17 protein-coding genes, 1 pseudogene and 1 riboswitch are annotated in these 21227 nt (G+C 66.8%); of the genes and pseudogenes, 9 read left to right on the top strand and 9 right to left on the bottom strand.

The features are described from left to right. Positions 1–226: 226 nt before the first annotated feature. Together B0E52_RS11630 and B0E52_RS11625 are read right to left on the bottom strand one after the other, a co-directional pair. Positions 227–1252 (bottom strand): ribonucleotide-diphosphate reductase subunit beta, encoded by a 1026-nt coding sequence (locus B0E52_RS11630; RefSeq protein ID WP_077484004.1) that lies wholly within the window; start codon positions 1250–1252, stop codon positions 227–229. 159 nt (positions 1253–1411) lie between these two features. Beyond that, positions 1412–3928, bottom strand: coding sequence for a ribonucleoside-diphosphate reductase subunit alpha (locus B0E52_RS11625; protein ID WP_174575562.1), 2517 nt, complete (start codon positions 3926–3928; stop codon positions 1412–1414). A 149-nt stretch (positions 3929–4077) separates the two neighbouring features. Next, positions 4078–4293: riboswitch (cobalamin riboswitch) on the bottom strand. A gap of 347 nt (positions 4294–4640) precedes the next feature. Between B0E52_RS11625 and B0E52_RS11620 the strand changes: the two genes are divergently transcribed. Continuing rightward, a complete protein-coding gene (locus B0E52_RS11620) occupies positions 4641–6359 on the top strand; it encodes an AMP-binding protein (RefSeq protein ID WP_077484003.1) in 1719 nt (572 codons plus the stop codon). Positions 6360–6434: 75 nt separating this feature from the next. Here B0E52_RS11620 and glnK read toward each other — a convergent pair whose 3' ends face one another. Beyond that, a complete protein-coding gene (glnK, locus tag B0E52_RS11615) occupies positions 6435–6773 on the bottom strand; it encodes a P-II family nitrogen regulator (RefSeq protein WP_077484002.1) in 339 nt (112 codons plus the stop codon). 181 nt (positions 6774–6954) lie between these two features. On the opposite strand from glnK, the gene B0E52_RS11610 reads away from it, so the two are divergent. The 3 genes from B0E52_RS11610 (at position 6955) to B0E52_RS11600 (ending at position 10814) form a co-directional block, all read left to right on the top strand. Continuing rightward, positions 6955–7212, top strand: coding sequence for an accessory factor UbiK family protein (locus tag B0E52_RS11610; RefSeq protein WP_077484001.1), 258 nt, complete (start codon positions 6955–6957; stop codon positions 7210–7212). A gap of 154 nt (positions 7213–7366) precedes the next feature. After that, on the top strand, positions 7367–8866 hold the full coding sequence (locus B0E52_RS11605) for a YifB family Mg chelatase-like AAA ATPase (RefSeq protein ID WP_077484000.1): 1500 nt from the start codon (positions 7367–7369) through the stop codon (positions 8864–8866). Between the two features lie 157 nt (positions 8867–9023). Further along, a complete protein-coding gene (locus B0E52_RS11600; protein ID WP_077483999.1) occupies positions 9024–10814 on the top strand; it encodes a sodium:proton antiporter in 1791 nt (596 codons plus the stop codon). 84 nt (positions 10815–10898) lie between these two features. On the opposite strand, the gene aceA is transcribed toward B0E52_RS11600, so the two are convergent. Together aceA and aceB are read right to left on the bottom strand one after the other, a co-directional pair. After that, positions 10899–12194, bottom strand: a complete 1296-nt coding sequence (aceA, locus tag B0E52_RS11595) for an isocitrate lyase (protein WP_077483998.1) — start codon at positions 12192–12194, stop codon at positions 10899–10901. A 112-nt stretch (positions 12195–12306) separates the two neighbouring features. After that, positions 12307–13905, bottom strand: coding sequence for a malate synthase A (aceB, locus tag B0E52_RS11590; RefSeq protein WP_077483997.1), 1599 nt, complete (start codon positions 13903–13905; stop codon positions 12307–12309). Between the two features lie 115 nt (positions 13906–14020). On the opposite strand from aceB, the gene B0E52_RS11585 reads away from it, so the two are divergent. The 5 genes from B0E52_RS11585 to B0E52_RS11565 all read left to right on the top strand — a co-directional run bounded on the left by B0E52_RS11585 (position 14021) and on the right by B0E52_RS11565 (position 18513). Then, positions 14021–15070, top strand: coding sequence for a LysR family transcriptional regulator (locus B0E52_RS11585; protein WP_077483996.1), 1050 nt, complete (start codon positions 14021–14023; stop codon positions 15068–15070). A gap of 130 nt (positions 15071–15200) precedes the next feature. Further along, entirely contained in the window at positions 15201–15743 is a 543-nt protein-coding gene (locus B0E52_RS18370) for a hypothetical protein (RefSeq protein WP_139351661.1), read from the top strand. Between the two features lie 121 nt (positions 15744–15864). Beyond that, entirely contained in the window at positions 15865–16467 is a 603-nt protein-coding gene (locus B0E52_RS11575; protein WP_254426779.1) for a hypothetical protein, read from the top strand. Between the two features lie 15 nt (positions 16468–16482). Beyond that, positions 16483–17907 (top strand): DUF2235 domain-containing protein, encoded by a 1425-nt coding sequence (locus tag B0E52_RS11570; protein WP_077483993.1) that lies wholly within the window; start codon positions 16483–16485, stop codon positions 17905–17907. A gap of 21 nt (positions 17908–17928) precedes the next feature. Next, positions 17929–18513 carry a hypothetical protein gene (locus tag B0E52_RS11565; protein WP_077483992.1) on the top strand — a complete coding sequence of 195 codons (585 nt, stop codon included), beginning with the start codon at positions 17929–17931 and terminating at the stop codon, positions 18511–18513. Between the two features lie 36 nt (positions 18514–18549). Here B0E52_RS11565 and B0E52_RS11560 read toward each other — a convergent pair whose 3' ends face one another. From B0E52_RS11560 to B0E52_RS11545, 4 genes and pseudogenes are all read right to left on the bottom strand, one after another. Further along, a complete protein-coding gene (locus B0E52_RS11560) occupies positions 18550–19146 on the bottom strand; it encodes a lysophospholipid acyltransferase family protein (protein WP_077483991.1) in 597 nt (198 codons plus the stop codon). Continuing rightward, positions 19143–19565, bottom strand: a complete 423-nt coding sequence (gene arfB, locus B0E52_RS11555; protein ID WP_077483990.1) for an alternative ribosome rescue aminoacyl-tRNA hydrolase ArfB — start codon at positions 19563–19565, stop codon at positions 19143–19145. The genes B0E52_RS11560 and arfB overlap by 4 nt, the downstream gene beginning before the upstream one ends. Positions 19566–19666: 101 nt before the next feature. Beyond that, positions 19667–20380 carry a pseudouridine synthase gene (locus B0E52_RS11550; RefSeq protein WP_077483989.1) on the bottom strand — a complete coding sequence of 238 codons (714 nt, stop codon included), beginning with the start codon at positions 20378–20380 and terminating at the stop codon, positions 19667–19669. Between the two features lie 83 nt (positions 20381–20463). Further along, positions 20464–21227 (bottom strand): annotated as a pseudogene (locus B0E52_RS11545) (ubiquinone biosynthesis regulatory protein kinase UbiB); the annotation flags it as partial.

Here is a 21227-nt window from a genome sequence, read left to right as displayed (position 1 = left end):
CGGCTGGCAGAGCCTGCCCCTGCGAAGGCAGGGGTCAAGCCACGCGCTGCCGCATGGCGGCCACGGCAAGGCAACCCCTGCTCCCATCAAATTCCGGGGCCGGGTCAGTTTGCCTGCATGCCTGCGTCATCAATCGGTCGTGGACGGACGCCCACTCCGCCGTTCTTCCTTGGCCTGCGCGCAAACAGCTCACGGCGCGAGCTATGCGTAGGCATGGAGCAGGCTCTTAGAACGCCATGTCGAACGCCACCTCGCCCTCCACGCCCACCTGGTAGGCCGAGACGCGGCGCTCGAAGAAGTTCGTCACTTCCTGCACGTCCTGCAGGTCCATGAAGTCGAACGGGTTCTTCGCGCCGTACTTCTTCGGCAGGTCGAGCTGGGCGAGGCGCTGGTCGGCGCAGTATTCCAGGTACTGGCGCATCTCCTTCGACGACAGCCCGACCACGCCGCCGGAGAGCACGTCCTCGGCGAACTGCGTCTCGCAGGCGATGGCGTCTTCCAGCATTTCCTCGACCTGCGCGCGCATGGCTTCGTCGAACAGGTCAGGCTCCTCGGCGCGCACCGTGCGCACCACCTCGAAGGCGAACGCCATGTGGCAGCTCTCGTCGCGGAACACCCAGTTGGTGCCGGAGGCGAGGCCGTGCAGCAGGCCTCGCGAACGGAAGTAGTAGACGTAGGCGAAGGCGGCGAAGAAGAACATGCCTTCGATGCAGGCGGCGAAGCAGATCAGGTTGAGCAGGAACTGGCGGCGCTGCTCCCGCGTCTCCAGTCGCTGCACGCCCTGGATGGAATCGATCCACTTGAAGCAGAACTCGCCCTTGGCGCGGATCGAGGGGATGTTCTCGATCGCCGCGAAGGCCTTGGCGCGCTCGTTCTGGTCGGGGATGTAGGTGTCCAGCAGGGTCAGGTAGAACTGCACGTGCAACGCCTCCTCATACAGCTGGCGCGACAAGTACATGCGCGCTTCCGGCGCGTTGATGTGCTGGTACAGATTCAGCGCCAGGTTGTTCGACACGATAGTGTCGCCGGTAGCGAAGAACGCGATCAGCCGGTGGATCAGATGGCGGTCGGCCGCCGACATCTTGGCGTTGAGGTCGGTGGTATCCAGCGAGAAATCCACCTCGTCCACCGTCCAGGTGTTCTTGATCGCGTTGCGGTACATCTCGTAGAACGCCGGATAGCGCATCGGACGCAAGGTGAGTTCGAAGCCGGGATCGAGGATGTGCTGGGGGCGTTCGGGTTGGGCGGACATGGTGTTCTCCGTGAACTTGGTGCGCGAGGCATTCCTTCCCCCCTTCGGGGGAAGGTGCCCCGAAGGGGCGGATGAGGGTTCGTGACTTGCGCAACGTACGGGCAAGGCCGAACCCTCACCCCCAACCCCTCTCCCGGCGGGAGAGGGGAGCAAGCCGTATTACTGGCAAGCCTCGCAGTACTCGGGGTTTTCCAGCGAGCAGAACACGGCCGCCGTCGCCTGCTCCTGCTCGATTGCCGGGGCCGCGGCCTTCGTCGCCGACACCGTGGTCTTGGCGATCTTCGTCGCCGGCCGCGAACGCAGGTAGTACGTTGTCTTGATGCCCGCCTTCCACGCGTACATGTACATGGACGAGAGCTGGCCGATGTTCGGGTTTTCCATGAACAGATTCAGCGACTGGCTCTGGTCGATGTAGGCACCGCGTGCGGCGCCCAGTTCGATCAGTGCCTTCTGCGGCAGCTCCCACACCGTGCGGTAGACCTGGCGCAGGCGCTCGGGGATCGCGGTGATGCCCTGGATCGAACCTTCGGCCAGCTTGATCGCGTCGCGCACTTCGCTGGTCCACAGGCCCAGCGTCTTCAGTTCGTCGACCAGGTAGCGGTTCACCACCAGGAAGTCGCCCGACAGCGTTTCGCGCTTGAACAGGTTCGACACCTGCGGCTCGATGCACTCGTAGCAACCGGCGATCGAGGCAATGGTGGCGGTGGGCGCGATGGCGATCAGCAGCGAGTTGCGCAGGCCCTTGGCCTTGATGTTCTCGCGCAGCGCGTTCCAGCGTGCGTCATCGTGCGGCTTGGCGTTCGGCCAATGGTCGAACTGCAGGTCGCCACTGGCGGCACGGCTCTCGGCAAAGCCGGGATGGGCGCCTTCGGCCTCGGCCAGTTCGTTCGACTGCGACAGCGCGTGGAAGTAGATCTCCTCGGCAATGCGCGAGGACAGCGCCAGCGCTTCGGCCGAATCGAACGGCAGGCGCAGCTTGAAGAACACGTCCTGCAGGCCCATCACGCCCAGGCCCACCGGGCGCCACTTGCGGTTGGCTGTGGCGGCGGTGGCTATCGGGTAGAAGTTGAGGTCGATCACCCGGTTGAGCTGGCGCACGGCGGTGCGCACGGTGGTGGCGAGCTTGTCGTAGTCGACGGCACCGTCCATCACGTGGCGCGACAGGTTGATCGAACCGAGGTTGCACACCGCCGTCTCGCCGGCGTTGGTGACTTCCAGGATCTCGGTGCACAGGTTGGACAGGTGGATGACGTTGTCCGGCTTGGCGGTCTGGTTGCTGGTGGCGTTGCAACGGTCCTTGAAGGTCATCCAGCCGTTGCCGGTCTGCGCCAGCGTGCGCAGCATGCGCGCGTACAGGTCGCGCGCCTTCACCGTCTTCGCCGCCAAGCCCTCGGCCTCGGCCTTGCGATAGGCGGTTTCGAAGGTTTCGCCCCAACTGTCGACGAAGTGCGGCACGACCTTCGGGTCGAACAGCGACCAGTCGCCGTCGGTTTCGACGCGCCGCATGAATTCGTCGGGGATCCAGTTGGCCAGGTTGAGATTGTGCGCGCGGCGCGCCTCGTCGCCGGTGTTGTCGCGCAGCTCCAGGAATTCCTCGATGTCGGCGTGCCAGGTTTCCAGGTACACGCAAGCCGCGCCTTTGCGCTTGCCGCCCTGGTTCACCGCGGCGACCGAGGCGTCCAGCGTCTTCAGCCACGGCACCAGGCCGTTGGAGTGGCCGTTGGTGCCCTTGATCAGCGAGCCGCGCGAACGCACGCGCGAATAGGCCAGGCCGATGCCGCCGGCGAACTTGCTGAGCTTCGCCACGTCGGCGTACTTGTCGTAGATAGCCTCCAGCGAGTCGGTCGGCGAGTCGAGCAGGAAGCACGAGCTGAGCTGTTCGTGCGCGGTGCCGGCATTGAACAGCGTGGGCGAGCTGGCGATGTATTCCAGCGACGAGAGCAGGCGATACAGCTCCAGCGTCTCGCCGATCTCGCCGCCGCCCAGCGCGCAGGCGATGCGCATGAAGAAATGCTGCGGCGTCTCGATCACCTTGCGCTGCTGCGGATGGCGCAAGAGGTATCGGTCGTACACCGTGCGCAGGCCGAAGTACTCGAAACGGCGGGTAGCCAGCGGATCGATCGCGTCGTTGAGCTTGCGCGCGTTGACGGCGACGTAGTCGCGCAGGCGCGCGTTGAGGATGCCCAGCTCGGCGCCGCGCGCGATCGACTGCGAGAAACTCTGGATCTCCTGGCCGCTCACTTCCTTGTCGATGTAGGCACCGAGCAGGCGCGCGGCGAGCTGGCCGTACTCGGGCTCTTCCGCGGTGAGCGCGGCGGATGTGCGGATCGAGAGCTGGTCCAGCTCCTGGGTGGTGGCGCCGTCGTACAGGCCGCCGATGGTCTTCAGCGCCACGCGTAGCGGGTCGACCGCATGCAGGCCGTCGGCGCTGCGGGTCACCGCGCGCACGATCTTGTTGACGTCCACCGTCTCCTGGCCGCCATTGCGCTTGGTCACGCGCATCTGGCCGGGGTTGTGCGGCGGAGTGAGGGCAAAGGGTTCGGCGTGTTGTTGTTTTTGTGCGTGCATCGGGGTTTCGCTGGCGGGTGCCGCGGCGTCGCTGGCCACGGCGGAAAACACGGACGACTCCACGCGGGCGCCGGGACGCTCGCGGGTGGCGGTATCGAGAGGCTGCATGTCGGTGACTCCAACCGAAAGTGATCAACCGCCTGCTCCCGCGCGCAGGGCTGAAGTGGCGGTTGCTCGCGGACGGTCGCGCGATCGGGCGGCTGGGCCCGATGCGTCGACGCGCCTCCCCGCGGAAGCCGTCACCACTCGGCATGGCGCTCCGGCCATGCCGTGTCGGCAGGTCTTCGGACTCGCGGACCCGGGTCTGGCGACCCGCCTACTTGCCTTCGCTTCCCGGCCGCTGCGAGCCAGTGCGATCTCAAGGCGTTCGTTTCCGCTTACCGCTGCGGGGCAGTTCCGGATTCGCACCGGATTCCCTTTTGAGCCCGGCCGACGATCGCGTCTGGCAGGGCACCGACGGACACAACATATCGGGATGGTTGCAAGTGGTCAACCCAACAAATTGTGTACAAGCCGTGGATAAGTGCGCTGAACCCGCGCCGTGTCTGGCTTGCGCGGGGGTGCCGTCATCACGCTGCGTCGCCGCTCACGCCCGGTGGGATTTCGGATGCCTTCGAACGGCCTCGAAGGGGGCGTGAGGCGCTTCGTGGCCTGGCGCGGTCTGGGCCTGCTGCCGTGCCGCGGCGCGTCGTTTGCGGCCACCGCATCCGTGGCCGGTTTCGGCGCGCTGCTGCCGTTCCCGCCATCGATTGAGGCACGGCGCAGGCCTGCGTGTGCCGGCGTTATGCTGCCGGGCGGGCCATCCACGGAGCGATGACGCATGAGCCACCTGCCCAGCTACGTTCATGGCGCCAGCGCCAAGCCGCTGCTCGGCGAGACGGTGGGAGCGCTGCTCGATCGCGTCGCCGCTGCCCATCCCGGGCGCCCCGCGCTGGTCGTGCGCACGCAGGCGGTGCGCCTGAACTACGGCGATTTCCATGCCGAGGTGGAGCGTGTCGCCGCCGGGCTGCTGGCGCTGGGGCTGCGGCGCGGCGATCGCGTGGGTATCTGGGCGCCGAACCGGGCCGAGTGGGTGTTGTTGCAGTTTGCCGCACCCAAGGCCGGGTTGATCCTGGTGAACATCAACCCGGCCTATCGCCTGCACGAGCTGGAGTACGCCCTCAACATGGTCCAGTGCCGCGCGCTGGTACTGCCACGCCGCTTCAAGAGCTCCCATTACCTGGATCTGCTGCGCGAGCTGGCACCGGAGCTGGATGAGGCCGCGCCGGGTGCGCTGGCCTGCGCGCGCCTGCCCGCGTTGCGCGACGTGATCCTGCTGGACGACGAAGCTGCGCCCGGAACCCGCAGCTGGCGGGCGCTGGTCGGGATGGGTGATGCCGTCGCGCTCGCCCGGTTGCGCGAGGCGGAGCGTGAGCTGGACTTCGACGATCCGGTGAACATCCAGTTCACCTCCGGCACCACCGGCGCGCCCAAGGGCGCCACGCTCACCCATCACAACATCGTCAACAACGGCTGGTTCATCGGCGAGGCGATGCGGCTCACCGAGCGGGACCGGCTGTGCATCCCGGTGCCGTTCTACCACTGCTTCGGCATGGTGCTGGGCAACCTGGCCTGCGTCACCCACGGCGCCTGCATGGTGATACCCGGCGAGGGCTTCGATGCGCTGGCCACGCTGGAGGCGGTCGCCGAGGAGCGCTGCACCGGGCTGCACGGCGTGCCGACGATGTTCATCGCCGAACTGGAGCATCCGCGCTTCCGCGAGTTTGACCTGTCCAGCCTGCGCACCGGCATCATGGCCGGTTCGCCGTGCCCGATCGAGGTGATGCGCCGCGTGGTGGACGAGATGCACATGGCCGAGGTCACGATCGCCTACGGCATGACCGAGACCAGCCCGGTGAGCTTCCAGACCCTGCCGGGCGATCCGCTGGAGCGGCGCGTGGACAGCGTGGGCCGGGTGCATCCGCATGTAGAGGTGAAGCTGGTCGACGAGGCCGGTCGCATCGTGCCCCGCGGCCAGCCCGGCGAGCTGTGCACGCGGGGCTACTCGGTGATGCTGGGCTACTGGCAGGACGAGGCGCGTACCGGCGAGGCGATCGACCTGACGGGCTGGATGCACACCGGCGACCTCGCCACGCTGGACGAAGACGGTTACTGCCGCATCGTCGGCCGGCTCAAGGACATGATCATCCGCGGCGGCGAGAACGTGTATCCGCGCGAGATCGAGGAATTCCTGTACACCCACCCCAAGGTGCTCGACGTGCAGGTGTTCGGCGTCCCGGATGCGAAGTTCGGCGAGCAGGTCTGTGCCTGGGTGCGCCTGCGCGACGGCGCAACGGCCAGCGCGGCGGAGATCCAGGACTACTGCCGCCACCACATGGCGTACTTCAAGGTGCCGCACTACGTGCGCTTCGTCGATGCGTTTCCGATGACGGTGACCGGCAAGGTGCAGAAGTACCTGATGCGCCAGGCCATGGTCGATGAGCTGGGTGAGCCGGGCGAATCCGCGCCGCCGGACACCGCTTCCCGCGCCGCCGGGTGAGCCGTGCGGCCGGTGCGCCTCGCCGGCGGGTGTCGCGACCGAGGTCAGGGAGCGAGCCGGATTGCGGCAGCTGCCTTACAACGCGTCCTGGTCCAGTTCGCCGGTGCGGATGCGGATCACCTGTTCCAGTGGGCTGACGAAGATCTTGCCATCGCCGATCTTGCCGGTGCGGGCGGAGTTCTGGATCGCCTCCAGCACGCGCTCGAGCTGTTCGTCGGCCACCGCCGCCTCCAGCTTGATCTTGGGAAGGAAGTCGACCACGTACTCGGCGCCGCGGTACAGCTCGGTGTGGCCCTTCTGGCGGCCGAAGCCCTTCACCTCGGTCACGGTGATGCCCTGCACGCCGACCTCGGCCAGCGCCTCGCGCACGTCGTCGAGCTTGAACGGCTTGATGATCGCCACGACCAGCTTCATGGAATGTCCTCGGCAGGGGCGTCGAAGGCGACGCGGACGACCATTTTGCCTTCACGGCTGCGCGCTGTCGCGTGGCGGCTACCATGTAGGAAAATTCCTACATCAAATCGCGGAGTCCGCCGATGGCGCGTCCACCTTGTGTTCACGGATACTTTTCCCCGACAAGTTCGAGGCGTCGTCCATGATGGACCGACTTGATATCGACCAGCTGGCACGACGCCTGGCATCGTTGGTTCCGCCCGGAGTGGCACAGGCGCAGCAGGATCTGCGAACCAATTTCCACGATGTCCTGGCGCAGGGACTGCGCCGCCTCGATCTGGTCACCCGCGAAGAATTCGACGTCCAGAGCCAAGTGCTTGCACGCACTCGCGCCAAGGTCGAGGAACTGGAGCGGCGCGTGGCCGAACTCGAGGCCGCTGCCGCCGCCCGCGGGGACTAGCAGCACCAAGCCTCCCGGGAGCCGCCCCCGATCCGTCACCCTCACCCCGAGCTAACGATCGGGGGCGGTTATTTACGACCTGAAGCCTACGACGGAGTCGCTCGATGCGGGTGTGTGACAGCGGCCTCCGAGCGAGCCGGCAGCAGGCGGCCGCATGAGTCTTGCCGTCACCCTCAGCCGTGCCCAGGAAGGCATCGCCGCGCCGCAGGTGATGGTCGAGGTGCATCTTTCCGGCGGCCTGCCGGCCACCAATATCGTCGGCCTGCCCGAGGCGGCGGTGCGCGAGGCGCGCGACCGCGTAAGGGTGGCGATCCAGAACACCGCCTTCGAATACCCTGGTCGCAAGGTCACCGTGAACCTGGCGCCGGCCGAGCTGCCCAAGGATGGCGGCCGTTTCGATCTGCCGATCGCGCTGGGCATCCTCGCCGCCAGCGGCCAGGTGCCGCGCGACAAGCTGGACGACTGTGAATTCCTCGGCGAGCTGGCGCTCAGCGGCTCGTTGCGTAGCGTCCCCGGCGTGCTGCCGGCGCTGTTGCGCGCGCGCGCGCGCGGACGCAAGGTGGTAGTGCCGCGCGCGAATGCTGCCGAAGCCGCGCTGGTCTCGGAAGTGGATGTGCGCGTGGCCGACACCCTGGCCGAGGTTTGCGGCTGGCTGCGCGGCGCGCACGATCTGGCGATCCCGTCCGGCGCCGGCACCGATGGCGGCATTTACGACGGTCCCGACTTGCGCGACGTGCGTGGCCAGTTGCAGGCGCGGCGCGCGCTGGAGATCGCCGCGGTAGGCGGCCATCACCTGCTGCTGGTGGGGCCGCCGGGTACCGGCAAGACCATGCTGGCCGAACGCCTGCCCGGCATCCTGCCGCCGCTCTCGGAATCCGAGGCGCTGGAGACCTGTGCGGTGCTGTCGGTGGCCGGCCAGCCCACCGATCCCGCGCGCTGGCGCCGCCGGCCGTTTCGCGCGCCGCACCACACCGCCTCGGCGGTGGCGCTGGTGGGCGGAGGTTCGCAGCCGCGGCCGGGCGAGATCTCGCTGGCGCACAACGGCGTGCTGTTCCTCGACGAGCTCCCGGAATTCAGCCGGCACGTGCTGGAGGTGCTGCGCGAGCCGCTGGAGTCGGGCCACATCGTGGTTTCGCGCGCGGCGCGGCAATCCACCTTTCCCGCCCAGTTCCAACTGGTGGCGGCGATGAACCCCTGTCCCTGCGGCTACGCAGGCGATCCGCGCCGGCAGTGTCGCTGTACGCCCGAGCAGGTCCAGCGCTATCGCGCGCGGATCTCCGGGCCGTTGCTGGATCGCATCGATCTCGCGGTCGAGGTGCCCCCACTGCCGCTGCACGAGATGGATGCGGAGCGCAGCGCGCGCGACGAGGACTCCTCCACGGTGCGCGCCCGCGTGCTGCAGGCGCGTCGGCACGCGCTGATGCGCGCGGGCCGGTCGAACGCGGAGATCAACCACCGCGAACTGGAGCGCGACTGCGCGCTGGGTCCGGCCGAACGGCGCTGGTACGCGCAGGCGCTGGAGCGGCTGGGTCTGTCCGCTCGTGCCTATCACCGCGTGTTGCGGGTGGCGCGCACGATCGCCGACCTCGACGGTGGTGCCGGGCTGCTCGAACGCGAACATCTGGCCGAGGCGCTGCAATACCGCAGGCTGTGACGCAGGTGTGAGTGGAAAGGAGTGAGAAGCGAGAGAAAAGCGGGGCGCCGCGATGCGTGCTCTCTCTCACTGCTCACTTTTCTCCACTCACTTCTCGCTATGGACGCGCCACGCCGGCGCATGTTCCGATGGGCTCCCCGCACACCCAAGGAACGCGATGAGCATCGAACCGGGCCTGGTGTTGGCCGGCATGCTGGTGATCGGCTTCCTGTGCCAGTGGCTGGCGTGGCGGGTGAAGCTGCCCGCGATCGTGTTCCTGCTGCTGGCCGGCCTGCTGCTGGGACCGGTGCTCGGCCTGCTGCATCCGGATCGGTTGCTGGGGCCGTTGCTGTTTCCGATGGTGTCGCTGGCGGTGGCGCTGATCCTGTTCGAGGGCAGTCTCACGCTGCGCTTCCACGAGCTGCCCGGTATCGGCAGGGCGGTGCGCGGGCTGGTGAGTTACGGTGCGCTGCTCGCCCTGCTGCTGTTGGCCGCGGCGGCGCACGTGGTGGCCGGCGTCGCGTGGCCGATCGCGCTGCTGTTCGGCGCGCTCACCTGCGTCACCGGACCCACCGTGATCGCGCCGATGCTGCGCACGCTCCGGCCCAGCGCGCGCATCGCGAACACCTTGCGCTGGGAAGGCATCGTGATCGACCCGCTGGGCGCGCTGTTCGCGGTGCTGATCTACGAGGCCGTGGTATCGCACGAGCAGGGCCACACCGCGGGCGTGTTCGCGGCCACGCTGGCCTGCGGCGCGCTGGTCGGCGCGCTGGCCGCGTGGCTGCTCGGCTTCCTGCTGCGGCGCCAGCTGATTCCCGAATACCTGCAGAACTACGGCGTGCTGGCGGGGGTGCTGCTGGCCTTCGTGGGCGCCAACACGCTGGCGCACGAGTCGGGCCTGCTCACCGTGACGATCATGGGCATCGCGCTGGGCAACCTGCGCGGCGTGCACATCGACGACATCCTCGATTTCAAGGAACACCTCACCACGCTGCTGGTGTCGTTGCTGTTCATCCTGCTGGCGGCGCGGCTGTCGTGGCCGCTGCCGGGGCACCTGTTGTGGGAAGGGGTGGCGATCTTCCTGCTCGCGCAGTTCATCGTGCGGCCGCTCACCGTGGTGGTCGCCAGCCTCGGCAGTGCACTGGATTGGCGCGAGCGTGCGCTGATCGCCTGGGTGGCGCCGCGCGGCATCGTGGCGGCCTCGGTCTCCGCGCTGTTCGCCTTGCGCCTGCAGGCCCTGAACGTGGCCGGCGCCGAGGCGCTGGTGCCGCTGGTGTTCATCCTGATCATCGGCACCGTGGTGCTGCAGAGCGCGACCGCGCGCCCGCTGGCGCTGTGGCTGAAGGTGGCCGAGCCCGAGCCGCACGGCGTGCTGATCTTCGGCGCCGATGCGGTGGCGCGCGGCGTGGGCCGGGCACTGCACGAGGTGGGCTTCCGTGTAGTGCTGGCCGACGACGACCACGACGGCATCCGGCGCGCCCGCATGGAAGGGCTGGCCACGTTCTTCGGCAACCCGGCCTCGCCGTACGCCGAGCGCCATCTGGACCTGTCCGGCATCGGCCGGCTGCTGGCGTTGTCCACCCATCGCGAGCGCAACACCCTGGCCTGCGTGCACTACCGGCAGGAGTTCGGCCGCGCGAAGGTCTATCGCCTGCGCGTGCTGGCGCCGGAGGAGAACACCGATCGCGCCGCGCTGGCCGACAAGCTGCTGGCGCCGCCGCTGTTCGACGAGACGATGACGCATGCGCGCTTTGCGGAGTTGCTGGCCCGCGGCTGGCGCATCAAGGCCACCCGTCTCAGCGCCACGTTCGGCTGGACGCACTTCGTCGAACAATACGGCTCCGACAGCGTGCTGCTGTTCGGCGTGGAGGAACGAGGCGCGCTGCGCGTGGCCTCGACGAAGCGCGAGCTGGAGCCGCGGGCGGGCTGGACGGTGATCGCGCTGGTGCCGCCGCCGGCTGCTCTGTAGGAGCGCGCCCCGTGCGCGATGGCTATCGCGCTTCGATCAAGGCGAAAAGCATTCGCGTACTGGGTGCGCTCCTGCACGTTGAGGTCAGGCCACGGCCGTGCGCTGGAACTGCGCTTCCTCGGTCGAGCCCTTCAGCGCGGTGGTGGAGGACTGCCCCTGCTGGATCGCCTGGGTCACCGCGTCGAAGTAGCCGGTGCCCACCTCGCGCTGATGCTTCACCGCGGTGAAGCCGCGTTCGGCGGCGGCGAATTCCTTCTCCTGCAGTTCGACGAAGGCGCTCATCTGGCGGCGCGCGTAGCCATGGGCCAAGTCGAACATGCCGTAGTTGAGGCTGTGGAAGCCGGCAAGGGTGATGAACTGGAACTTGTAGCCCATCACGCCCAGTTCCCTCTGGAATTTCGCGATGGCGGCGTCGTCGAGGTTCTGCCGCCAGTTGAAGCTGGGCGAGCAGTTGTAGGCGAGCAGTTTGCCGGGGAACCTGGCGTGGATCGCCTCGGCGAAGCGGCGCGCGTCCTCGATGTTCGGCTTGCTGGTTTCGCACCACACCAGGTCGGCGTAGGGCGCGTAGGCGAGGCCGCGGCTGATCGCCTGGTCGAGACCGGGCTTGACGCGGAAGAAGCCTTCCACGGTGCGCTCGCCGGTGACGAAGGGCTGGTCGTTGGCGTCGATGTCGGAGGTGAGCAAGTCCGCCGCGTCGGCATCGGTGCGTGCCACGATCAGGGTGGGCACGCCGAGCACGTCGGCGGCGAGGCGCGCGGCGTTCAACTTGTCCACCGCCTCGCGGGTGGGCACCAGCACCTTGCCGCCCATGTGGCCGCACTTCTTCACGCTGGCGAGCTGGTCCTCGAAGTGCACGCCGGCGGCGCCAGCCTCGATCATCGCCTTCATCAGCTCGAAGGCGTTCAGCACACCGCCGAAGCCGGCTTCAGCATCGGCCACGATCGGTGCGAGCCAGTCGATCTCGTCGTTGCCTTCGGCATGGTGCAATTGGTCGGCGCGCAGCAACGTGTTGTTGATGCGCTTGACCACCTGCGGCACGGAGTTCGCGGGGTAGAGCGACTGGTCGGGATACATCTCGCCGGCGTTGTTCGCGTCGGCGGCCACCTGCCAGCCGGAAAGGTAGATGGCCTTGAGGCCCGCCTTCACCTGCTGCATTGCCTGGTTGCCGGTGAGTGCGCCCAGCGCGTTGACGAAGGGCTCGTCGTGCAGGGTCTTCCACAGCCGCTCCGCACCGCGTTTGGCCAGCGAATGCTCGATGGCCACGGTGCCGCGCAGGCGCACCACGTCCTCCGCGGAGTAGTTGCGGCGGATGCCGGCCCAGCGTGAGTTGTTGTTCCAGTCCAAGGTGATTTGTTCGGCGGTGGGCAGGTTCGTCTTCATGGCGTGGCTCCGATGATGGCGTCGATGTAGGAGCGCACCCTGTGCGCGAAGGCTCTTTGCGAGGCGCCTCAAAAACATCGCGCACAGGGTGCGCTCCTACAGGGGGTGGCGGTCAGGCAAGCAGCTTGTAGGCCGGCAGGGTGAGGAAATCGGCCAGCGTGTCGGCGTGGATCAGGGCGGAAATCAGCTTGGCCGCCTCGTCCATGCGTGCCGCACCGGTCACGTCGCTGTCACGCAGGCGGTGGGTGTGTGCGGCCAGCGCCTGGTCGAACAGCGCGAAATCGATCGGCGCGTGGTCGGGAAATTCCAGATTCCCGTGATGCAGCCATTGCCACAACTGCGCGCGGGCGATCTCGGCGGTGGCGGCGTCTTCCATCAGGTGATGGATTGGCACGCAGCCCTGGCCGTCCAGCCAGGCGGCGGTGTAGCGCAGGCACACCTCGACGTTGTTGTCGAAGCCGGCGCGGGTGATCGTGCCGCGACAGGGTTCCAGCAACTGTTCGCGCGTCACCCGCACGTCGGCGCGCTCCACGTCGCGCTGGTTCGGCTCGGGCATGTACTCGTCGAAGATCGCCTGTGCCACCGGCACCAGCGCGGGATGCGCCACCCAAGTGCCGTCATGGCCGGCCAGCACCTCGCGCAGCTTGTCGGCGCGCACCTTGGCCAGCGCGGCTTCGTTGGCCGCTTCGTCGCCCTTGATCGGGATCTGCGCCGCCATGCCACCCATCGCGAATGCGCCGCGGCGATGGCAGGTCTGGATCAGCAGCTCCGAGTAGTTCCTCAGGAACGCCACCGTCATCTGCACCTGGCCGCGTTCGGGCAGCAGGCGGTCGGCATGGCCGCGCAGCGTCTTGAGGTAACTGAAGATGTAGTCCCAGCGCCCGCAGTTGAGGCCCACCGCGCGCGATTGCAGCGCATGCAGGATCTCGTGCATCTGGAACGCGGCGGGCAGGGTCTCGATCAGCACGGTGACCTTCATGCTGCCGGGCGGGAGGTCGAGCTCGGTTTCCGCATGCGCCATCACCGCGTCCCACAAGGCGGCCTCTTCCATGCTCTCCAGCTTGGGCAGGTAGAAGTAGGGGCCGCGGTCGCGGCGGTGCAGGGCGCGCGCGTTGTGGTACGCATACAGGCCGAAATCCACCAGCGCGCCAGCCATCGTCTCGCCGTCCACCGCGAGATGGCGCTCGGGCAGGTGCCAGCCGCGTGGGCGCACCACCAGCACGGCAGGGTTGTCGTCCACGCGGTAGTGCCTGCCCTCGGGCGAGGTGTAGTCCAGCGTGCCGGCCACCGCGTCGCGCAGGTTGATCTGGCCGTCCAACTGGTTCGCGAAACTGGGCGCCGAGGAATCCTCGAAGTCCGCCATGAACACCTTCGCGCCTGAGTTCAGCGCATTGATGATCATCTTGCGCTCCACCGGGCCGGTGATCTCCACGCGGCGGTCGCGCAGCGCGGGCGGGATCGGCCCCACCGTCCATTCCGACTCGCGGATCGCGGCGGTGTCGGCGCGGAAATCCGGCAGGTCGCCGGCGTCCCAGCGGGCCTGGCGCGCACGGCGGGCGGCCAGCAGATCGCGGCGGCGGCCGTCGAAGCGGCGATGCAGGTCGGCGAGGAAGGCCAGCGCCTGCGGGTCGAGGATCGCCCGCTGGGTGGGGCTGGGCTGGCCGTGCAACTGCACGGCTTCGGTGTCGAGTCGTTCGCGGGGCAGGGCCATGATGGGCTCCGGGTCGTTGGGCGACTCGAAGCTAGGACATGAATTTACAATTTGACAAAGTAAATGTTTCAATTTTTGCTATTGTCATTGTCAATTAAACTTACAAGTCACTGACATGACGGAGCAAAAAGCGGTGTCGAAGTCGACGGGATCGCCGAAAAAACCGTCCCGCGGCGCAGCAAAAAAGCGTGCGTCTGCGCATGGTTCCGCGAACGAAGCTGCTCGCTTCTACTACAAGGGCAACCGCCACAAGCAGCTGCGCGCCTTCGTGGCCACGGTGAAGCTGGGTACGCTGAGTCGCGCCGCCGAGGCGCTGTACCTCTCCCAACCCTCGGTGAGCCTGCAGTTGCAGGCATTGGAGCGCGAGCTGGGTACGACCCTGCTGGAACGCCGCCGCCGCCGCATCAACCTCACCGATGCGGGCGAGGCGCTGTACGAACTGGCGCGCCCGCTGGTGGAAGGCTGGGAAAACCTCGACCGCGACTTCCAGGCCAAGGTGCAAGGCCTGCAGGCCGGCAAGCTTGTCATCGCCGCCGGCACTTCCACCATCCAGTACCTGCTGCCCGAACTGGTGCGCCGCTATCGCGAGCGCCATCCCGCGGTGCAGCTGCAACTGGCCAACGTCACCGGCAAGGACGGCCTCGCCATGCTGCGCGAGGACAAGGCCGACTTCGCGGTGGGCTCGATGCTCGACGTGCCGCACGACATCGCCTGGGAACCGGTGCGCCATTACGACCCCATGCTGATCTTGCCGCCCGATCATCCCTTGGCGGCGAAGGAGCCGCTGGAGCTGCAGGACCTCTCGCCCTGGGGCCTGATCCTGCCACCGCAGCGGCTGTCCACCTATCGCCTGGTGGACCTGGTGTTCCAGCAGAACCAGGTGCCGTGCAAGGTGGCCATCGAGGTAGGCGGCTGGGACGTGATCAAGGAATACGTGGCGATGGGGCTCGGCATCTCCATCGTCACCGGCATCTGCATCACCGACGCCGACCGCGGACGCCTCGCCGTGCGCAACATGTCGCGCTGGTTTCCACAGCGGAGTTACGGCGTGGTGATGCGCAAGGGCAAGTTCCTCAGTGCCGAGGCGCGTGCCTTCATCGACCTGATTCGGCCGGGGTTGCTGACGTACCGTGACTACGACGAGCCGGGGCATTCGGGGCGTTAGGCGGCTGGAACCGGACATCGCAATCCGCCGATGGCCATGGCCGTACCAGAAATGCGGCGAGCACCCACATCTTGCCCGGCCGGCATGCGCTATAACGCATCGGCGTATGCCGCCGAGGAAGGAACCCGCCATGCCCGTGTACCGTCGCCGTCGACATCTGTTGCTTACCGTCGCTGCGGGCTTGCTGTTTGCCCAGGTGGCAACAGCATCTGAGCCAAGTAATGCGCCGAACATCACCGAGCCACGCAATGCGGCCGCGGGTTTCGCGATCACTCTGTGGATGGTTAATGTCGATGCACTGGGTGATCACTGTTCCAAGCTGGCCAGTCCAATGAGTGGACAATTCCTGGGTGCGTTGAAGGCTTGGCAAGGGCGGAACGCGCCTTATGTGAACGCCGCGCTCGAGTACATGGCGTATATCGAGGATTACATCAAGGCGACGCAAGGCGAAGCTGTGCGAAAGCAGTTTCGAGCCGATCGCAACGCCGAATTCGTGGCTTCGGCACAAAAGGCCGAGCTGGTCTGGTTTCCAGACAGGAAGCTCAACGAGGTGTCGTGCTTGCGCATGGCCCGTCACGCAGAAGATGGCTCGATGGATCTCGATCAGAATGCCGAGTTCTTTCCGATACTCCAGGCGATGAAGGCCGAGACCGGCCGGAAGGGGGAGCCATGAGACGCCGCTGCGCCATCGTTCGATGCGCCGATGCATACGAATCATTCTGTCGGCTCGCACGGCAGAGATCGTGGACGGGGCGTAACCGTGGCGCGGCAGGGGTGGCACGATGGAGTGAATCATGATTCGCAGGCTTCAGGCCTCTCGCGCCGCAGCGCTTGCCGCGCTGCTTCTCTCGCTGACCACAGGATGCCAACCCGTCATGTCCACCCAACCCGACAAGCCACAGGGCGAGGCGACGTCGTCCATGTTTCCGCTGAAGTTCTACAAGCACAGCTTTGACGTGTTTTGCTACAACACGCTCCGCTGCCATGTGATCTATGCCAATCAGAACTTTACGCCGTACAAGGCGAACGAAAGGCCTTCCGGGCCGCCTCCCTCGCTGGACTACAGGGAACACTGGCGCTTGGCCTCGACCATCGATATCCACAACTTTCCGCCCCCCGCCGAGGTGACGTGGACATCGCTGGATGGAGCCTCACACGAGGCCAAGGTGGATATCGGTGCGATCTTCAAGGATCAGCGCGTGTTGTATAGCGTGCCCGACTCCGAAATACCCGACGGATCGTGGGGCGACGACCCCGGGATCTATCTCGAAATCAACGATCGCACCATCAGCGTTTACATGCGGGCATTCATTGCGACCAAGACGGAACAGATTCCAGGAAACAAAAACAGCGATTTCCGGGATGACGTCATCTTGGCCTGGACTCGCGACTACTGAGCAAGGAGTGCGTGCATGAGCCCACACGACAAGGTGGATGCGGACGGCGTCCAGGACGATGGCGTGCCTTTCAAGGCCGCCACCAGCAACTTGCCGATCTATGCCGAGGCGCGTCAGCGGTTGGTCTCCTTCCAGGAGCCGGTGTTGCTGCATGCCGACAATCCCCACGAACGACTGTTCATAGCTGCACTGGATGGCACCGGCAACGACATGATTCTCGACCCGGAGCACATCACCAACGTAGGGAAGTTCGTCGAGCAGCTCAAAGCCGGTGATGATCCCAAGGTTGGTTTCGGTTATGTCCCGGGTCCCGGCACGCAGCAGCACGCTTTTTTTGCACGGGTGCGGGATAACATGACCGGCTACACCGTGGATGAACGTGCCGAGGAGATGTACAAGCAGTTCATCGATCAAGCCAAGCAGTGGCTTCGCGACGATCCGCATGCCCAAATCCGCGTGGTCGGTATCGGCTTCAGCCGCGGCGCGGAAGAAGTCGCCCTGTTTACCCGAATCGTGGAAGAGCGTGGCATCCAGGATCCGTCGGGCGCCCACTACACCTACGACTCCCATCACCGGATCACCCACATCGAGTACACCAAGCCGGCGCTGGTCGGCGCACACGAAGTAGCGCAGGCGGTGGCGCTGTTCGATCCCGTGGGCACCGGCCACGCCATGCACGAAGATCGGCGGTTGCCGCCCTCGGTGATCTCCGGCATCCAGTTCATTGCGCTGGACGAGCATCGCCGCCTGTTCAAGTCCGACCACATCATCGATCCGGGCATCACGCCGGATGGCCGCTTTGCCGGCGTCTACGTGCCGGGGGCGCATTCGGACGTGGGCGGCGGTTACCACCGCGACGGGCTGTCGACGCGCACCGGCAACTTCGTCATCGACTACGTGAACGGCTTGAGCGACCGGCCGATAGTCGAAAAAAGCCCCGAGCCGGACGATCCGCGCCTGGATGTGATCCATGATTCGCGCAAGGGCATGTGGCTGTATCGACTGATGCCCGGAGTCGACCGGCTTGCGCCGAATGGTTACGTCGAGTTGGAAGTGCCCCGCGGCGAAAAGAACCGGGTGCCCGACCCCTACAACGCCGAGCCGCGCAACGAGGCGTTGAGCCGGCAGTTCGAACGGCAACCCATGCCGGACGCGCCGGTACCCGGCGCGCTTGCGCAACAGCCGGATGCACCGAAAAGCGAGTTCGACCAGTGGCTGGATCGCCTCCACGTGGCTGCGCAGAATCCGGATAACGGCGCATGGGATCGAATGCGGCACGAGGCGGCGCAAGCCTACATGTGCACGCCGGGCGGACAACTGTTCCAGCAACAGGCCAACGAGCTGAACCACACATGGGATTTGCAGCAAGCCGCGCTGCAGGCGCAACAGCAGGCTCTTCAGCAGCAGGCGCAACAGCCATCCCAGGGTTTCTGCCACTGATTTCAAGGGAGCACCGAACGCATGGACAGCAGTACGGAAGCGCTGCAACAGTCGTTGGTAAAGTTGCTGGCCGTCGTCGACAGGCTCGATGGCCGCAACCTGCAGACCGTGCAGCGCATTGAAGCGGCGACGGCCGCCATGGAGCAGGGCGTCGGCCGGCTGGACCGTGGCGGCGAGCAATTTGCGCGATTGGCATTGCAGCGCATTGGCGCCGATACCCAACAATGCATCGCGCAGGGAGCTGATCAGGCGGTGGCTGGCTTCCAGCAACAGCTGAAGCAAGCCTCAAACGGCTTGCAATGGGCGGTGCAGGCGATAGAAGAGCAACGCAAGGGCTTGGCGACTGCACGGCGTTCCATGGTCTGGATGGGGGCGCTTGCTTTGCTGGTGGGGTCGCTGCTGGCGGCTGGCGGCGCCGCGTGGGTTGCGCACCGGAGCATGCAGGAGACCGCGCAAGCCAATTTTGGCAAAGACATCCTGCAAGCCACCCAGAGCGGCGCCATCACGCGATGCGGCGAATCACTATGCGTACGAGTTGGCAAGAAGCTGCAACGCTACGGCAAGGATGGCGAGTACGCGCTATTGCAGGATCAGGTTGCCCGCTGAGACGCGGATCAGTGACGCGATCAAGTAAAAGCATGCTCAGACTGCATGGTGTTTGCCCTTGAATGGCGCATACCACGCACGCAACCGCGCCATGTCGGCGGCCATGTCGTCCGTGGTGTCGAGCGGCGGACCGAGGCGAATGGTCTTGTCGGGGTAGTGGAAGGCCACCGGGAACACCGGCACGCCGGCGCCGTGAGCGATGCGCCAGAAGCCGCTCTTCCATTGCGGCACGTGGCGCCGCGTGCCTTCCGGCGCGATGCCCAGCCACAATCGTTCGCGTTGGTGGAACTGGTCGATCATCTGCTCGACCACGCCTTGCGCACTGCCGCGGTTGATCGGCATGCCTCCCAGTTTGACGAGCAGGGCGCCCAGCGAGCCGCGGAACAGTTCCTGCTTGGCCATGAAGTGCACGTCGGCGCCGATCGCCACCTTCATCAGCAGGCCCCAGATGCCGTCCCACCACGAGGAATGCGGCGCGGCGATCAGCACCAGCTTGTGCACGTCGGGAAAATCGCCGCGCAACCGCCAGCCAGCCAGCCGCAGGATGCCGCGGCAGAGGCGACGGCGCAGCCCGTCGCGCAGCCGCGGCATGCGCGACGGCAGCTGTGCGGGTGACGGCACGCCGATCTTCATTCGTGCTCCGGTTTGCGCGAACGGTTCTGCTTGACCCGGCTGCGCTGCTGCTTGCCGGCGAGGCGGCGCTCCTTCGAGGCGCGGGTGGGCCTGGTCGCCACGCGCTTCTTCGGCGGCACCAGCACGCCGCGGACGATCTCCACCAGCCGCTCGCGCGCGTCGTCGCGGTTGCGCGCCTGGTCGCGGAAACGGCGCGCCTGGATCACCAGCACGCCGTCGTCGGTGAGCCGACGGTCGCGCCGGGCCAGCAGCCGATCGCGCAGCGCTTCGGGCAGCGTGGGCGAGCGCGCCACGTCGAAGCGCAGTTCCACCGCGCTCTCGGTGCGGTTCACGTGCTGGCCACCGGGGCCGTCGGCGCGCAGGAAGCGCTCGACCAGTTCGGATTCGGGCAGGGCGAGGGTTCGGCTGATCGTCAGCATGTGTGGAGTTTAGGGGATGGCGCCTCGCGTAGGAGCGCACCCTGTGCGCGAATGCTTTTGCTCCGATCAAACATCAGAGCATTCGCGCACAGGGTGCGCTCCTACAGGGAATCGAACGCTTCGGCCCAGCCGAAGCGTTCGAGTAGCGCCGTGTACGCGAAGTCCAGCGGCGCGTGCAGCGTCATCGACGCGCCGCTCACCGGATGCGTGAAGTCGAGTCGCCACGCGTGCAACAGCATGCGGTGGCAGCCGAAGTGCTGCTTGTACAGGCGGTTGTGGTCGCCGCGACCGTGCTGGCAGTCGCCGATCACCGGATGGTGGAGGTGCGCGAGATGCTTGCGGATCTGGCGGAAGCGGCCGGTTTCCGGTTCGGCCAGCAGCAGCGCGTAGCGCTGCTGGGGATACCGGCCGAGTTCGATCGGCACCTCGACGGTGGCTAGGCAGCGATAGCGCGTGCGCGCCTCGCGGCGCGGGCCGGTTTCGCGCGAGCCGGGCAGCGGGTAGTCGATCACGCCTTCGGCCGGCTCCGGCCAGCCGCGCACCACGGTGAGGTATTGCTTGCGCACGTCGCGGCCCATGAACTGCTCGCCCAGCGCGGCGGCGACCTCGCTGCTGCGCGCCACCAGCAGCACGCCGCTGGTGGCGCGGTCGAGGCGGTGGGCAAGGTAGACGTTGCCGCCGAGCTGTTCGCGCAGCACGTCGACGAGGTAATGCTCGGCATCGTTCACCATTTTGGAGCGATGCACGGCCAGGCCCGCGGGCTTGTTCACCGCGACGAGGGCGTCGTCCTGATGGAGGATCTCGATGGGCGTCATGGTGTGGGAGCGCACCCCGTGCGCGAATGCTTGTTGATCCTTTCCGCGAATGGTTTTCGCGCACAGGGTGCGCTCCTGCGCGGCTAGTCCCGCTGCGACCAGCCGAAGACAAACGCCAACAGCCCCGCCACGCCCATGCCCAACGGCAACCAGACGCCGTGTTGCGGCGCCAGCGCCCACAGCAAGGTGGCGCAGAGGATCAGGGTGGCGCCGAGCAGGCCGCCGCCGATCATGCGCAGCAGCCGGCGCAGCAGGTGGCGCTGGTGGCTGAGCGTGTCCACGTCGGCGAGCAGGCGGTGTTCGCCGCGCGCGATGCGTTCCAGCGAGTCGTGCACGAGTTCGGGCAGGCGCGGCGCGAGGTGGAACCATTCGGGCAGGCGCTTGCGCACCTCGCGCAGCGTGCGCAGCGGGCTGTAGCGTTCGCGCAGGATGCGCTTCAGCACCGGATGCGCCACCGCCCAGATGTCGATCTCGGGATCGAGCAGGCGGCCCACGCCCTCGATGTTGAGCAGGGTCTTCTGCAGCAGGATCAGCTGCGGCTGCAAGATCAGCTCGAAGCGGCGCGCAGTCTGGAACAGCTTCACCACCAGTTCGGCCAGCGAAATCTGCGACAGCGGGCGGGTGAAGTAGGGCTCGCACACCGTGCGCACCGCCGCTTCCAGTTCGTCCAGCCGCACCGTGGCCGGCATCCAACCGGCGTCGACATGCAGCTTGGCGATGCGCGCGTAGTCGCGCTCGAACAGCGCGATGAAGTTCTGCGCCAGCCAGTACTGGTCGGCCTCGGGCAGCGAACCCATGATGCCGAAGTCCAGCGCGATGAAGCGCGGCTCGGTGGGGCGGGTGGGGT

The organism is Rhodanobacter sp. C06 (assembly GCF_002001105.1).
GTDB lineage: Bacteria > Pseudomonadota > Gammaproteobacteria > Xanthomonadales > Rhodanobacteraceae > Rhodanobacter_A.
This window is presented reverse-complemented; position numbering and strand designations above follow the sequence as displayed.

Bases quoted from the DNA above. Each gene is read 5' to 3' on its own strand.
- B0E52_RS11630 (WP_077484004.1), bottom strand. From the start codon at position 1,252: ATGTCCGCCCAACCCGAACGCCCCCAGCACATCCTCGATCCCGGCTTC.
- B0E52_RS11625 (WP_174575562.1), bottom strand. From the start codon at position 3,928: ATGCAGCCTCTCGATACCGCCACCCGCGAGCGTCCCGGCGCCCGCGTG.
- B0E52_RS11620 (WP_077484003.1), top strand. From the start codon at position 4,641: ATGAGCCACCTGCCCAGCTACGTTCATGGCGCCAGCGCCAAGCCGCTG.
- glnK (WP_077484002.1), bottom strand. From the start codon at position 6,773: ATGAAGCTGGTCGTGGCGATCATCAAGCCGTTCAAGCTCGACGACGTG.
- B0E52_RS11610 (WP_077484001.1), top strand. From the start codon at position 6,955: ATGATGGACCGACTTGATATCGACCAGCTGGCACGACGCCTGGCATCG.
- B0E52_RS11605 (WP_077484000.1), top strand. From the start codon at position 7,367: ATGAGTCTTGCCGTCACCCTCAGCCGTGCCCAGGAAGGCATCGCCGCG.
- B0E52_RS11600 (WP_077483999.1), top strand. From the start codon at position 9,024: ATGAGCATCGAACCGGGCCTGGTGTTGGCCGGCATGCTGGTGATCGGC.
- aceA (WP_077483998.1), bottom strand. From the start codon at position 12,194: ATGAAGACGAACCTGCCCACCGCCGAACAAATCACCTTGGACTGGAAC.
- aceB (WP_077483997.1), bottom strand. From the start codon at position 13,905: ATGGCCCTGCCCCGCGAACGACTCGACACCGAAGCCGTGCAGTTGCAC.
- B0E52_RS11585 (WP_077483996.1), top strand. From the start codon at position 14,021: ATGACGGAGCAAAAAGCGGTGTCGAAGTCGACGGGATCGCCGAAAAAA.
- B0E52_RS18370 (WP_139351661.1), top strand. From the start codon at position 15,201: ATGCCCGTGTACCGTCGCCGTCGACATCTGTTGCTTACCGTCGCTGCG.
- B0E52_RS11575 (WP_254426779.1), top strand. From the start codon at position 15,865: ATGATTCGCAGGCTTCAGGCCTCTCGCGCCGCAGCGCTTGCCGCGCTG.
- B0E52_RS11570 (WP_077483993.1), top strand. From the start codon at position 16,483: ATGAGCCCACACGACAAGGTGGATGCGGACGGCGTCCAGGACGATGGC.
- B0E52_RS11565 (WP_077483992.1), top strand. From the start codon at position 17,929: ATGGACAGCAGTACGGAAGCGCTGCAACAGTCGTTGGTAAAGTTGCTG.
- B0E52_RS11560 (WP_077483991.1), bottom strand. From the start codon at position 19,146: ATGAAGATCGGCGTGCCGTCACCCGCACAGCTGCCGTCGCGCATGCCG.
- arfB (WP_077483990.1), bottom strand. From the start codon at position 19,565: ATGCTGACGATCAGCCGAACCCTCGCCCTGCCCGAATCCGAACTGGTC.
- B0E52_RS11550 (WP_077483989.1), bottom strand. From the start codon at position 20,380: ATGACGCCCATCGAGATCCTCCATCAGGACGACGCCCTCGTCGCGGTG.